Below are 13,507 nucleotides of genomic sequence, written 5' to 3' on the forward strand. Positions count from 1 at the left end.
CTCCCCTCAATCGGTTGGGGTCTTGATCAGCGCGAGCGCCGGCAAGAGGTTGAGATGGGTCCGGTTGCGCAGTGCGAGCCGCAGATTGCGCACGGCCAGCCGTGCATGCTCGCGCATGATGGCTTCGGCGCGGACGCCCTCGCGGTTCTCGATGGCGTCGATCGCGACGCGATGGTGCTCCTGCCCGATAATCAGGATCTGCTGCGCCTCGGGCAGCGCCGACTGCGCCATCACGAAGCCGCTCGGCGAGGCAAACGGCAGCGCCGAGGCGCGATCGATCTGCCGGATCAGGGGTGGGCTGCGCGACAATTCGGTGAGCAGCGCGTGGAAGCGCGCGTTCAGCGCGACATAGGACGAGAACGCATCGACCGAGATCGGGACCTGGCGCAGCAATTCGTCGATCGCGGCATGGCACTCCTTCAGCGGCTCGAGCTCGCGCGCGGAAACGCCGCGCTCGGCGGCGAAACGCGCGGCAAGGCCCTCCAGCGTGCCGCGCAGCTCGATGGAATCGGAGATGTCGCGCTCCGAGAATGCCTTCACCATGAAGCCGCCGGACGGGATCGCTTCCAACAGGCCCTCCTCCTCCAGCCGCACTAGCGCCATGCGCACCGGGGTGCGCGAGGCCCCGGTGGTCTCGACAGCCTGGAGCTCGGAGATGCGCTCGCCCGGCCGCAACGAGCCCGACAGGATCTGATCGCGCAGCGCGAGCTGCGCCTTCACCGTCTGCGAGACGGAGCGGTCGACCTCACGTTCGGCCATGCCCTACTCCGCCGCCTGAAGATGCTTTGGCGGATTTTCCTTCGCGATCATCTTGTCGATCAGCTTGCGGGTCCACATCGCGCCGGCGTCGATGTTGAGATTGTAGAAGATGCGGTCCGGGTTCTCGTCCATCGCGCGCTGCTGCGCCTCGAGGATCAGCTCGTCCTCGTGGAAGATGCCGGAGACGCCCTCGCGGATCTCGGTGGTGATGCGCTGCTCGCCGAGCTGGTAGTTGCGCACGAAGGACCAGAAGTAGTGGCAGGTCTTCTCCGTCTCCGGGGTGATGGTGTTGAGCACGAAGCCGTTGACGCCCTGCGAGCGGTCGCCTTCCGGCGCGCCGGCGCCGGTCGGCGCCACGCCGACGTCGATCGCGACGGTGCAGGGCGCCTCGAAGCGGATGATCTGCCAGCGGTCGACCAGACCGGGCTTGCCGAGTTGTTTCGCCCAGAACGGCGGCGCCTCGATGCCGCGCATCCAGCGCGTCACCGTCACCGTCTTCTCGCCATGGGTGACGTCGAACGGCGCCTCGGCGACCGCATCGTTGCCGATCGAGGAGCCGTGCACGAAAGTCTCGTGGGTGAGGTCCATCAGATTGTCGAGCACGAGGCGGTAGTCGCAATTGACGCGGATGGTCTTGCCGTCGCCGGCCCAGGCCGGGTCGTGGTTCCAGTGCATGTCAGGCACAAGTGCAGGATCGGCCAGCGCGGGATCGCCCATCCAGAGCCAGACATAGCGATGACGCTCGACCACGGGATAAGCGCGCACGCAGGCCGACGGGTTGATGGTCTCCTGCGAGGGCATGAAGGTGCAGCGGCCCTGCGCATTGTATTTCAGGCCGTGATAGCCGCAGACGACGGTGTCGCCCTCGAGCCGGCCCTTGGACAGCGGCACCAGCCGGTGCCAGCAGGCATCCTCCAGCGCGGTCACCGCGCCATCGGCCTTGCGATACATCACGACATGCTTGCCGCAGATCGTCCGCGGCAGCAGCGCCGGCTTGACATCGGCGTCCCAGGCGGCGGCGTACCAGGCGTTCATGGGGAAGGGTTTGGTCATGGCGGCGTTCTCCCAGAGCTTATGGATACGTTATGTATACAATAGCACGAGGACATAATCGTTCAAGGCCGAAAACAGCCTACCATAATACCTAAACGCATCATTGTGTATACACGATTATCTCCACTGTCATTCCCCGCGAAGGCGGGGAATCCAGTACGCCGCGCCGTCATTGGTTCACCCAACTGGCGGCACGGCGTACTGGATCACCCGCTTTCGCGGGTGATGACACCTGTTGAAACAGCGTGTCCTCCCCTGGAGGGACAGCGGGAGCCGCGCTTTGGCGGCTATGCCCCGAACACCTTCGCCAACCCGGCCTGCGCTTCCTGCTGGATCCGCCCCAGGTGCTCGGTGCTGCGGAAACTCTCCGCGTAGATCTTGTAGACGTCCTCGGTGCCCGACGGCCTGGCGGCGAACCAGCCGAAATCGGTCTCGACCTTGATGCCGCCGAACGGCTGGCCGTTGCCGGGCGCCTTGCTCAGCGTGGCGCGGACGGGATCGCCGGCGAGGTCCTTCAGGCCGAGCTGCTCGGGCGTGACCGACTTCAGGATGTTTTTCTGCGGCGTGGTCGCCGCGACGTCGATCCGCGCGTAATGCGGCACGCCGAGTTCGGCGGTGAGATCGCTGAAGAACTGGCTGGGGTCGCGGCCGGTCCTGGCCATGATCTCGGCCGCGAGCAGGCCGAGGATGATGCCGTCCTTGTCGGTGGTCCACACTGTGCCGTCGCGGCGCAGAAACGAGGCCCCTGCACTCTCCTCGCCGCCGAAGCCGAAGCCGCCCGTGAGGAGGCCATCGACGAACCATTTGAAGCCGACGGGCGTCTCGACCAGCTTGCGGCCGAGTTTCTTCGCAACGCGATCGATGATCGAGCTCGACACCACGGTCTTGCCGATCGCGGCGTCGTTGCCCCAGTTCGGGCGATGCGCGAACAGATAGGCAATGGCGGTCGCCAGATAATGGTTCGGATTCATCAGGCCGCCGGTGCGCGTCACGATGCCGTGGCGATCGGCGTCGGTGTCGTTGGCAAAGGCAACGTCGAAGCGGTCGCGCATGGCGATCAGGCTCGCCATCGCGTAGGGCGAGGAGCAGTCCATGCGGATCTTGCCGTCCCAATCCACCGTCATGAAGCGGAAGGTCGGATCGATCGCCTCGTTCACCACGGTGGCCTTCAACCCGTAGCGCTCGATGATCGGATGCCAGTAATGCACCGCGGCGCCGCCGAGCGGATCGATGCCGATATTGATGCCGGCGGATTTGACCAGGTCGAGATCGACGACGCTGCCGAGATCGGCAATGTAGGGCGTGACGTAGTCGTAGGCGTGGACGGTCGACGACTTCAGCGCCCTCGCGTAGTCGATGCGCTTTACGCCCCTCATGCCGTCGGCGAGATAGGCGTTGGCGCGCTTCTCGATCACGGAGGTCGCGTCGGTATCGGCCGGCCCGCCATGCGGCGGATTGTATTTGTAGCCGCCGTCTTCCGGGGGATTGTGCGAGGGCGTGACGACGACGCCGTCGGCCAGACCCGACGTGCGGCCCTTGTTGTAAGCTAGGATCGCATGCGAGATCACCGGCGTCGGCGTGTAGCCGCCGTCCTTGTCGACCATGATGTCGACGCCGTTGGCTGCAAACACCTCGACGGCGCTGGCGAGCGCGGGCTCGGCCAGCGCATGGGTGTCGATGCCGATAAAGAGCGGACCCGTCAGCCCCTTCTCCCTTCTGTAATCACAGATGGCCTGCGTGGTGGCGAGGATGTGGTGCTCGTTGAAGGAGGTCTTCAGCGAGGTGCCGCGATGGCCCGAGGTGCCGAACGCCACCCGCTGCGCCGGATCCGCCGCATCCGGCTTGTTGGCGAAATAGGCCGTCACGAGCCGTGGAATATTGGCAAGCGCGTCCGGCGAGACCAATTTGCCCGCCGCGGGATGAACATCAGCCACTGGGAATACCCTCGTCCTAGAAAAATTGAGGCCTGCCGCACCATAGCACCGGGCCTGCACGCGCCAAGCCAAAAGCCCCTGGTCAACCACGGCAACAAATGGCCGCATTTGGATCCATGAATGCGGGCATGACCATTTTCGCAACGGCCGTGCTGCTCGCCAGTTCCTTGGCATTCTCGTCACCAGACCATGTCAGGGCAGCAGACGTCGAGCCCAATCCGATGCTGCGCTGTGCGGCCGTTGATCACGACCTTGCCAAGGTGAAGCGGCGGATCGAGCGGGCGCTCCACAGTGCCGCATCGGACAACACAGCAGCGTCCTCCCCTCCTGACATGACGCGCTGACGACACCCTGCGGCTTCTTTCCCGGTTCGGGCGCGCCGGCGTTCGCGGAACATGGTGTGGTTCGAGTGTCATGGCCATGGCCATCTCGAATGGTCCGATGGTCCTTTCGCGGACAGCCTAGACCACCGATAGCATCGGCCATCCCGTCGCCAAGCCGATTGCCGCATCGATCAGATGCCACGCCCGGTCGACGATCAATCGACAACGCCGATCCTTGACGGAGCGATCCATCGGAAATCGCACACGGCGATCTCGTACTTTGGTGCCGGGTATCGCTTGATGCAGGACAAGGACGCCCTTGCCGGGCGTGGCGCACGATGCAGCCGTTTGATGAATAAAGGCGGGGACTTGCAGGATTCACCGGCAGATCCCGTAAGTGGGGCGATCACCATGATTGGACGTCTGATTTTCACGCTTATGCTGGCCAGCGCCATGTCTTCGGCCGCCGCCGCGGAGGGCGATCCGGCCGCAGGCAGAGCCGTCTTCGAGCGCACCTGCGCGAACTGCCACGCGGCAGTGATCGGGGTGAACAAGGTCGGCCCAAGTCTCTGGAATGTCGTCGGCCGCAAGCCTGCCGCCGTCCCGGACTTCGCCTATTCCGATGCCATGAAGGCCAATAAGGAGGCCTGGACGCCGACAGCGCTGGACGCCTATCTCGCCGATCCCCGCGGCGATGTCCACGGCGTCAAGATGTTCTTCAAGGGGCTGCCGAACCCCGCAGATCGGGCCAATGTCATCGCCTATCTTCAGGCGTTGCAGTAAGCGATCGGGGCGGACGACCGATCCGAACGACGCCCGTTCGCCGGGTCATGCGGTTCTGTTATGATCCGCATGGCCACGGAGAATCATCTAGCCATGGACCTCGCGCGCTGGCATCTGCCCGTGCTCGTCTTCCTCGCCGTAGCGGGGGCTGCGCTCGCGCGAACGCTGCGGAATTCTACACCGAGGACCTCCGCATCTCCATGGTGGAGGCCGGGCCGCAGGGGCTGGAGGCGTTCCTGGTCCGTCCCGCCGGGACCAAGCGCTATCCGCTCGCGCTGCTCAGCCACGGTTCGCCGCGCGATTTCGACGACCGCGCGACGATGTCGGCCCACAAATATTACGGCGTCGCGCTCGAATATGCCCGGCGCGGCTTTGCCGCGCTGATCGTGATGCGGCGCGGCTACGGTACCTCGGCGGGCGGCCGCGTCGACAGCGTCGGTGGCTGCGCCAATGCGGCCTATTTGCCGGCGGCAGCGGTCGCGGTCGCGGATTTGCGCGCGGCGATCGATGCGATGGCGCGCAGGGCCGACGTCACCACGACCGGCATGATCGCGGCCGGTCATTCAGCCGGCGGCCTCGCCACCGTTGCGCTGACCGCGCAGGCGCCGGCAGGTCTCGTCGCCGCGATCAGCTTCGCCGGCGGCCGCGGCTCGCGCGACAATGACGACGTCTGCAATCCGGATGGGCTGGTGCAGGCCTTCGCTAGCTTCGGCAAGACCTCGCGCGTGCCGATGCTGTGGGTCTATGCCAGCAACGACCTGTTTTTCGGTCCTGACCTGGCGCGCCGCTTCTACGACGGATTTCGCAACAGTGGCGGCAACGCCAAATTCGTCGCGGCACCGCCTTACGGCGACGACGGTCATTATCTCTATTCCGTGGCGGGCCGTCCGCAATGGACGCCTTATGTCGACGCCTTCCTGCGCGAACGCGGGCTCGGCCGCGACATCTTGAGCGCGCCCGATCCGCTGCCGCCACCTGGTCATTTCAGCGACGCCGCGCTCGCCGAATTTGCGCGCTATCTCGCCAGCACCACGCCGCACAAGGCCTTTGCGGTGTCGCCCAATGGCGGCTACGGTTGGCGCTCGGGGCGCACCACCGTGGAGGACGCCCAACGCGAGGCGCTCGCGGCCTGCATGAAATGGTCGCCGACATGCACGCTCTATGCGGTCGACGACCAACTCGCCGGGCCTGCCCAGAAGGCCTCCACGGATCAGGGCTCGCGCGCGCGATAGCCTCACCGCGCCGGTGGCCCAGCTCCCGACCGCGACCGCCCTCAAGGGCTGCGACCGGGAAAATCGGTTGTTAACGCGAAATATATATGAGGGAGCCATGCTGTGGGATCGGGCACACAATTGTTCCAGCGCGGCGCGCAAACATGTCGCGATCGCTGTGCTTTTGTTGGCGTCGACCTGCGCACATGCCGAAGATGCCGCCTCGAGCGAAACCGAGACGACCTCGGCGATCGCCGCCCACAATCCCGACCTCGGCGCCGGAGAGACGGCGACTCACGGGCTGCGATCCGAAACATCATCGAACGAGAAACAGCCAAAACCAATCTGCCCGCCGACATCGCAGAGGCCGTCGTGTTCGTTGAAAGCGGCTACAACGCGAGCACCATCGGCAGCGTCGGCGAGATCGGCCTCATGCAGGTGCGGCCGGAAACGGCGGCGATGCTCGGGTTCCGGGGAAATAACGCCGAACTCGCGGAGCCGGAGGTCAACATCCACTATGGTGTGCTCTATCTCAGCCGCGCATGGCATCTCGCGGGCGGAGACCTTTGCCGCGCCCTGATGAAATATCGGGCGGGGCCATGGCGAGGAGTCCATGACCCCGCGTTCGCAAGTCTACTGCAACCGAGCCCGCAATCGCCTTGTCGCCATGAACTCCTCAGCAGCGGACCTCCAGGCTGCGATCATCCCGGACACGGCGCCGACGCCAACACCGGCCGCAGCGAGGCCGCCGACACAATCAGCGCGCAATGAAGATCTGCCGATAGAGCCCAAGGAGGTCTATGCGCGCTATCGTCAAGGCACGGCCGCAGCCAGCCGCGCCTATTGGGCAGCCCAGCAAGCCCGGATCAGGCTCATTAACTCCCGCATCGAAGCAAGGTGGAAACGCGTCGCAACCCGGTGATACAACAGCTTGCCGTTGAGCGAGCAGCCATTAGGACAATAGGTATTTCCGAACTGAACCCGAATTGAGATCATGCACAACAGTTTGAGAGTTTTGTTCGCGATCATCGCGACCAGCGCGGTGGCGCTGTCGACCTTTCTCGCCATCCGGGTCGTCGTCAGCTTCGGTGGCTGATGCTCGCTGCGCTGCCGACCGCTTGAGGCGCTCGGCCGCAGACCCTATTCGATGTATCAGGACGATCCGACCTCGATCCGGTACGACAACTCTTCTCCCGCACCGGCCGCGATATGCATCAAACCCGGCTTGTCGCTGAATTCGCCGTCGAAGCCGGCGGGGCTTGCAAAGCCGCGCCAGGGCTCGATGCAGAGGAACGGCGCGCCCGAAGGCTTCGACCAGACGCCGAGCTCGCGAAAGCCGCGCCAGGACATTTTGAGCCAAGGCCCGGCGCCCTGCCCGGCCGCATAACGGACCGCATTGCTTGTGATGCGATCGAAGATGATGGCGTCGTCGGTGAACAGCGATTCTGATAGAGGAAGCTCTGTGCCTTTGACCGAGCTTTGCTCCGCTGCCGCACGCAACAGTCCGCCGTCGAGACGACGAACCGGATATGGTTCTTCCTTCGCAAAGATCAGCGCGTAATCCTCCTTCGACACCCCGGCCTGAAGCGGCCAATTGAAGGCGGGATGACCACCGAGCGAGGCCGGCAATGTCTGCTCGCCGGTGTTGACGATCGTAAGCGTCACATCGAGACCGGCTTTGTCGAGCGTGTAAGCCACGACCAGCCGGAACGCGAACGGATAGAGCGCGCGCGTCGTCTCGCTGTCCTCAAGCACCAGCACGCAATTGTTCTCGCCGCGCTCCGCCCAGGCGAAGCGGCTGTCGCGCGCAAAGCCGTGCTGGGTCATCCGGTACGTCTTGCCCCGGTGCCGCAATTCGTCATTGGCGAGACGCCCGACATCGGAAACAGCAGCGGCGCATGCCGCGGCCAGACGGGGCCTGCCTGCCAGATGAATTCGGTGCCGTGCCCGTCCGCCAGCGAGCACAGCTCGGCGCCTTGCGCTTTGATCGTGGCGGTAAGGCCGCCGCTCCGGATGCAGTGAATATCCTCGTCCATACTCACCATCCTACAAGCACTCGGAAGGTCGGTTCGACCAAGGCCAATCCTCGCACGAAGCGCATCGGCACCAACCTATTCCCTCCAATGACGGAATGAACAGCGAAAACGATGGCACACAATCGGGGCGCCTCCAAGACCCGAACAGCTCGACAGACCAAGGGTTCACGATGCTAGCGCGCAAAAAGAACGAGGGAATTTTTCGAAACAGAAACGCGAAGGGGCAGCCCAATGATCACACCGGGCGGCAAGAAACAGGTGCCCGCGTGTGCGGTGGCGGCCGGCGAGAGATTCGCGAACCGATGCGGATGAGGGCATTCGGGCACCAGGCGGTTGACCGATGCTTCGCGCATGCAAATTCTTTGGTCACCAGAGGTCGGCACGCAACTGCGACTCTGGTAACTAATTTTGGCGGTCGCTGCCCGCCGATCGCCAACATTTTTTTTGCGATCTGTCTCTTTGCGAGGCGCAACCATGGATGATGTGAGAATAGATAGGATTGCGGTCGGCGCGCGTTTCAAGCTCAGCGAACTCGGAAGAATTCGTTGCGCAAAGCTGGCCGACATGGTTGGGGTCGTGGTCGCCGTAACCCATCGTACAACCGGCATCACCGTTCTGTTCGATGGTACCGAACGACCAACCGTTTTGCATAGGGATTACGTTAGACCAAGCTCTGATGCGGATTCGGATTGCGCCGTTTAGCCTCGAGCGACCTTATGCAGTACCCAGAATGATCGTCAGAATCCTTGGCGCGTCTTGATTTGGCCCGTGTACAGTCGTAAATACGTCCCGGTTCCTACCCAGTTCTTCCATTTTCCCTCCTTCTTGTAATCTCAACTTGGTCACCTCGGGACGGGGGGCGAGACCCATGGAAATATTTCGCGCCGAGAAGATTTGCGTTGTCGAGGACAACTCAAGCAGAACCTGCCGTATCTGCGGCAAGAAAATGAACCTTCTACGGACCGTGGTGGAGGCTGAGAGCGGAAGCATCACCTACATGTTCGAATGCGCGTGCGGCAAGCGCTTGTGGGACGACTGAGGCATACCTCCGGGTCGACGACCTCGAGCTTACCCCCAGTTATCGTCGCCGCATTGAACAACGCTCGCCCGGCTCCGGCGCCAGGTTCAATTACTTTCGATCTCGACGCGCGCAACCCGCGTCTCCTCCCGTGCGAGGATCTGAAGGTATGTGCTATGGGTGTCGGGCACTCTTCATTCGCTCAGCACGCGGCGATGCTTCCGATGTGCGTCAGGCGCTTGCGCCCTTGATGCCGGATGGTGGCGAGGGCCAGGCGAGGGCCGGGGTTCGGTCGCCGATGTTTTTTCAGCATTTACGGCCACTGCACTGAGCTGATGGCCGGTCGCGCTGCCGAGCGCCTGCTCCTCGATGGCGAACCTGTGCCGCCCGTTGATGATCTGCGGCAGGCGCGTGAGCTGGCGATGCTGATCTGTAAAACCGAAGAGGCCGTCGATACGTTCATCGCGCATTGTGAGCTCGCCGCCCGCGATCTGCTTAGGTCGCACGGCGACATCTTGATCGCTTGGCTCTCGTCCTGCGCATCAAAACGCGTGCTCGATGGCGCAGAAATTGACCGGATCATCCGTGATGTGGGAGCGCGTACGGCGTTGGCGATAGAGCGTCAGCGTCGGAAGGAGTGACGCGAGCGTGAGCGGTCCGCCGGTATTTTCTCTGCATATCGTGATCACGCCGACCAGCTTTGCCTCGGTCTGGGCCCGATCGGGTGCGATAGTCAGCGTCATCGCCGATCGGAAGGCACGGCGGATGTAACCGACCTGATGATGTCGAAGGCCCCGACGTGCAATATCGTCGGGGCCTTTTGCTGGCCGCGTACAACTGCATGAACAAATGGAAGCTGCTCGCCGAAGCCGAATACTGGGAGCACCCAGCTCAGCTTGAGCTGTCTTCCTACTTGCAAGAGTGCAACGCCGTTAGCTCAGACGAGATTGCGCTGCCTGAAGTATTCACAGACGCGAATGACGCTCGATGGAATGACACGCAGTGCCCGCTTTCGGGTGCCCGCGTCTCTCGTACGCTGCGCCTTTGCGCGGGTCTGCGATGCGCGCTGCAGCCAGTGGCTTGGACTCGTGGCGTTCTGCGACATCCGGGCCCTTCAGTTTCGCCCGGTATAGAAGTCTGCGATTCGGTTCTAACTGAGGCTGCTACCTGGCGGGCGGGCGCCGCTCAGGCTGAGCTGTAATTTCGCGCTAGATCAAGCGCCTCCTTCTTCAATAGTATTATTCCTACGCGCCATTCGCCTCATCGAACCGGCTTGATCGTTCGGCCGCTATCTTCGATGCGCCCGCTCCCGCCGGGGCCAGCCTGAACAATCCTGGGCTTCGCGGTCGGGGCAATTGCTTTGGCTTTTGCGTTTTCATGATGCGGCTAACCAGTGTGCCTTGGGGCCGACGGTTCGCCCGATAAAGCCCATGGGGTGCTCGGCAGTCGTTTCCATGGCCGAGCCAATTGAGGCGCCCGTCACACTGCCGCCCCGCTGCGTCCGCACCGCCGCCATGTCCGCTGTGTATTGGCACCGCTCTTGCTACCGCTCTTACCAGTTAGCAGCATGACGGCGATAAGGATTAAAGGTGTCCCGCAATGAACACACTGGTGTCTCAAAAGAGTGCGGTCGGCCCGGCGGTTCCCAACGTGAGTGGGCTGATGACGCGCCGAAGTTCCTTGCGGCTGCGCCGCAAGGTTCCTTCCTGGATGGGATTGGCGCTATTCGTCCTGGTCGCGGACATTCTTCTGGCGGTGTTCGTTTGGATTGCCGTCGACTTCCTCCTGCATTGAGACCTCTCCGCCGTGCAGATGGAACGTCGCGAGAAGGTAGGCAAGCTGACTGATCACGAGGCAGCCTACGATGACTGCTACGCCGGCGAGGAACTCAAAGTCTGAGGTCTGAAGAACGATTGCGGACACAATTGCGACTAGGGGCGAGACCAGCATGAGGGCCCAGGCCCGGAACAACAGACCTGTCCCCAGTCCGACGACAAAGCTCCCTAGCAGGAGAGTGACGGCAATAGTCATGGTTCCAATTCCACTCGCAAAGTCCGCTGCAATCTATAGTTGGTCAAGGCGAATGCTTAAGCAAGAATGGTATCGTGCGTCGCGTCAATAAGGCCGGTTTATTCTTAACTTCAACAATGCTGTTCAAAATGGAACCGGTTTGGCTCGCCAAGTGTGCGCACGCCACCTGCCAGACTTGCTCTGTTTGCTGGATGATCTCACTACCAGTGCGTCGCTCGGCTTCGTCGAACCGTATATGCGCTGGGACGTGTTCCATTGGCCTTTGGCCGGGAAACGCACCGGCCGTCCCAGCAGACTTTCCGTCAGGTTCGCGGTGAGTGCGCGCTGTTTCGCGGAAGCGCACGTTCGTCAGATTCTTAGCAAGTCCGCTTTAGGGCCCCATAACTCAGAAGCGAATCGTTTCCCGTTCTCAGACACAGCCGGCGTGACAACCGAGGCCGGGACAAGCTGCCTTGGCAGCACCCTCACGACATAGATCTCTCGCTCCAGTCTCTTGAGGCGACGATCGAGATTAGCACCGCGAAAGGAATTAGTTATTAGTTCGTTGTGGGTCGCGATTTGCGGCCCACGGAATTCTGAAATCGGTTTGAACCTGGGCGCGCGGGTTAGCGGTCTCTTTCAAGAGGAGAGGCCCGATGTCTAAGGGCCTCACTGTTGTCATTGCAGCGCTGATCGGTACACCGCAGGTGGATCAATACCTAACCCACGATCGGTACACCGACGCGGCCATAGCTATGCTGCGGCAAATCGGTTACGCGTTTGGATTTTAGAAAGTTCTTTGCAAGGGAGACGCGTCATGGACGGCATCTCATGGGCTGATCTCAACATGGATGAACAACGCGCCATTGCGATATTCGGAGCCGGTGTCTCCATCGAGATGCAGCGCCCTGCTCTCCTGACGTGAGGTCGGCTCGGTCTGATCATAGGGTCTCATTTGACGGCTGCTCGACAGAGGTTGCGAAGAGATGCCGTTTTGGACCGTTTCGCAGGGTAAGCACAGGACTGGATCGGGCAATGCCAAACGCGAATCGAACTCATCGTAGACGGTCACGTTGGCTTGAACGACCGGAGGGCTCTCGACGATTTGCGCATGCAGCGCCGGAAGCTGGTTCGCTTTTTTCAAGCTGGTGTTCAACCGCTCGCACTGGTCCAGTGCGGTCTTCCATTCCGCTCGATCACCCAAAGGCCGACCCAAGTATTTTGGTGGCTCCGGATTTCCCACCTTGTATGAATGGTTGGCGGGCGAGAGCTGCGCCTTTCTTGGCGATCTCTTTCACCAGACTTTCGCCGATAGGGAAGGCCGTAATGGGAGCTTGCTCCTGCGCCTAAGACTGACGTGTGGCGTCCTCATCTGAGAAACATTGGTTCTCCAGCCGGGTGTGCGCTGCGGTGATGAATCGGGAGGCCACACAATGGCACAATGCACGGTGTGCAGTGCCGGAAGAATTCGGAGCTGCCTGTGGATATCCCAGATTGATCCAGATCAGCGCCATTAACGCGGGGTGGTCGGGCTCAGCTGCTGAGTCTGGTGAACTGCATGGAAAGCGTTCGCGTTGATCCGCATGTTTGCTCGAAAAGAACTGCTGCCCCTGCTGGCAATCATTGTCGCTGGTCTCATTGTCAAGGAGGGGAAGCTCCATCGACACCGCTCACTGCGGAGTCTGCAGTTGGCATGCTGGAATGAAGCTCATCGCCTCTACCTTCCCGCCCGGTTCGCCCAATTGGTTTCCTCAAACGGTGGATCGTCAGCCTGACGTGCCACGCGCTCGGAGGCATAGCCAGATGCGGACGATCAGTGCGCCGTCCTCGAAACACTGTAATCGTTCGGCGCGATGTCGCGGACGCGGAGCATCAATCTTATTACCGCTCGATGTTGGGAAACATCGTTTCCGCCGAAGCTCGCAGCATGTCGAGTAGCATTCGCGCCTCTTGAAGCTGATGCTCCAGTTTTTGTTTATTGTCGCTCGGAGGGCAGTCCTCGATCAGTGCACGGGTGTGCTGCAGCGACAGATCGAGCAGAAGTATCGCGCGGCGAATATGGTGAGCGGTCTCGACCGCGTGTTTGGAAGCGGATTTAGGAAATGGCACAACGTTGTGCATGGCAGAAAATACCAAATGCAATTTGCGGGAAGGGTAGTCTATAGTCACGCGTTTAACGCGACTTCAATTTTCCTCTCATTTTTGTGCAGTGTTCTGAGAACGACCTTAGCAACCCGTCAACCATAATTGGGACCTTGCATTCAAGCTACGCCGGTCCGGCTTCCCACACCTCGGCCATCGCATTTGGGTCAACGCCTCGCGGCTCCTCACGCCTCACTCGTTCGACGACCCGATCTCACTGCCCGACGACTCAATGACA

15 protein-coding genes and 1 pseudogene are annotated in these 13,507 nt (G+C 61.9%); 5 read left to right on the forward strand and 11 right to left on the reverse strand.

What is annotated here, in order from left to right; all coding sequences use genetic code 11:
• Window positions 1-6: 6 nt before the first annotated feature.
• The 3 genes from AB8Z38_RS15525 to pgm form a co-directional block, all read right to left on the reverse strand.
• Entirely contained in the window at window positions 7-759 is a 753-nt protein-coding gene (locus AB8Z38_RS15525; protein ID WP_369725966.1) for a GntR family transcriptional regulator, read from the reverse strand.
• Between the two features lie 3 nt (window positions 760-762).
• Entirely contained in the window at window positions 763-1,812 is a 1,050-nt protein-coding gene (locus AB8Z38_RS15530; RefSeq protein WP_369725967.1) for a Rieske 2Fe-2S domain-containing protein, read from the reverse strand.
• Window positions 1,813-2,099: 287 nt separating this feature from the next.
• Entirely contained in the window at window positions 2,100-3,746 is a 1,647-nt protein-coding gene (pgm, locus tag AB8Z38_RS15535) for a phosphoglucomutase (alpha-D-glucose-1,6-bisphosphate-dependent) (protein ID WP_369725968.1), read from the reverse strand.
• A 128-nt stretch (window positions 3,747-3,874) separates the two neighbouring features.
• Between pgm and AB8Z38_RS15540 the strand changes: the two genes are divergently transcribed.
• From AB8Z38_RS15540 to AB8Z38_RS15555, 4 genes are all read left to right on the forward strand, one after another.
• Entirely contained in the window at window positions 3,875-4,090 is a 216-nt protein-coding gene (locus AB8Z38_RS15540) for a hypothetical protein (RefSeq protein WP_369725969.1), read from the forward strand.
• 174 nt (window positions 4,091-4,264) lie between these two features.
• Window positions 4,265-4,852 carry a cytochrome c family protein gene (locus tag AB8Z38_RS15545; protein ID WP_369725970.1) on the forward strand — a complete coding sequence of 196 codons (588 nt, stop codon included), beginning with the start codon at window positions 4,265-4,267 and terminating at the stop codon, window positions 4,850-4,852.
• A 200-nt stretch (window positions 4,853-5,052) separates the two neighbouring features.
• Window positions 5,053-6,084: an alpha/beta hydrolase family protein gene (locus AB8Z38_RS15550; RefSeq protein ID WP_369725971.1), complete on the forward strand. Its 1,032-nt coding sequence runs from the start codon at window positions 5,053-5,055 to the stop codon at window positions 6,082-6,084.
• Between the two features lie 102 nt (window positions 6,085-6,186).
• Window positions 6,187-6,834, forward strand: a complete 648-nt coding sequence (locus AB8Z38_RS15555) for a lytic transglycosylase domain-containing protein (protein ID WP_369725972.1) — start codon at window positions 6,187-6,189, stop codon at window positions 6,832-6,834.
• Window positions 6,835-6,903: 69 nt separating this feature from the next.
• On the opposite strand, the gene AB8Z38_RS15560 is transcribed toward AB8Z38_RS15555, so the two are convergent.
• The 6 genes and pseudogenes from AB8Z38_RS15560 to AB8Z38_RS15585 all read right to left on the reverse strand — a co-directional run bounded on the left by AB8Z38_RS15560 (window position 6,904) and on the right by AB8Z38_RS15585 (window position 11,148).
• Entirely contained in the window at window positions 6,904-7,131 is a 228-nt protein-coding gene (locus tag AB8Z38_RS15560; protein ID WP_369725973.1) for a hypothetical protein, read from the reverse strand.
• Window positions 7,132-7,215: 84 nt separating this feature from the next.
• Window positions 7,216-8,099, reverse strand: a pseudogene (locus tag AB8Z38_RS15565) (aldose 1-epimerase family protein).
• A 173-nt stretch (window positions 8,100-8,272) separates the two neighbouring features.
• Window positions 8,273-8,665, reverse strand: a complete 393-nt coding sequence (locus tag AB8Z38_RS15570) for a hypothetical protein (RefSeq protein ID WP_369725974.1) — start codon at window positions 8,663-8,665, stop codon at window positions 8,273-8,275.
• Between the two features lie 646 nt (window positions 8,666-9,311).
• On the reverse strand, window positions 9,312-9,587 hold the full coding sequence (locus tag AB8Z38_RS15575; RefSeq protein WP_369725975.1) for a hypothetical protein: 276 nt from the start codon (window positions 9,585-9,587) through the stop codon (window positions 9,312-9,314).
• A gap of 72 nt (window positions 9,588-9,659) precedes the next feature.
• Window positions 9,660-9,860 (reverse strand): hypothetical protein, encoded by a 201-nt coding sequence (locus AB8Z38_RS15580; RefSeq protein WP_369725976.1) that lies wholly within the window; start codon window positions 9,858-9,860, stop codon window positions 9,660-9,662.
• A gap of 979 nt (window positions 9,861-10,839) precedes the next feature.
• Window positions 10,840-11,148: a hypothetical protein gene (locus tag AB8Z38_RS15585; RefSeq protein WP_369725977.1), complete on the reverse strand. Its 309-nt coding sequence runs from the start codon at window positions 11,146-11,148 to the stop codon at window positions 10,840-10,842.
• A gap of 635 nt (window positions 11,149-11,783) precedes the next feature.
• Here AB8Z38_RS15585 and AB8Z38_RS15590 point away from each other — a divergent pair.
• A complete protein-coding gene (locus AB8Z38_RS15590) occupies window positions 11,784-11,918 on the forward strand; it encodes a hypothetical protein (RefSeq protein ID WP_369725978.1) in 135 nt (44 codons plus the stop codon).
• 38 nt (window positions 11,919-11,956) lie between these two features.
• On the opposite strand, the gene AB8Z38_RS15595 is transcribed toward AB8Z38_RS15590, so the two are convergent.
• Both AB8Z38_RS15595 and AB8Z38_RS15600 read right to left on the reverse strand, forming a co-directional pair.
• Entirely contained in the window at window positions 11,957-12,271 is a 315-nt protein-coding gene (locus AB8Z38_RS15595) for a hypothetical protein (RefSeq protein WP_369725979.1), read from the reverse strand.
• 737 nt (window positions 12,272-13,008) lie between these two features.
• Window positions 13,009-13,248: a hypothetical protein gene (locus AB8Z38_RS15600; protein ID WP_369725980.1), complete on the reverse strand. Its 240-nt coding sequence runs from the start codon at window positions 13,246-13,248 to the stop codon at window positions 13,009-13,011.
• Window positions 13,249-13,507 lie beyond the last annotated feature (259 nt).

The sequence above is a fragment of the Bradyrhizobium sp. LLZ17 genome (assembly GCF_041200145.1).
In the GTDB taxonomy this organism is placed as follows: Bacteria; Pseudomonadota; Alphaproteobacteria; order Rhizobiales; family Xanthobacteraceae; genus Bradyrhizobium.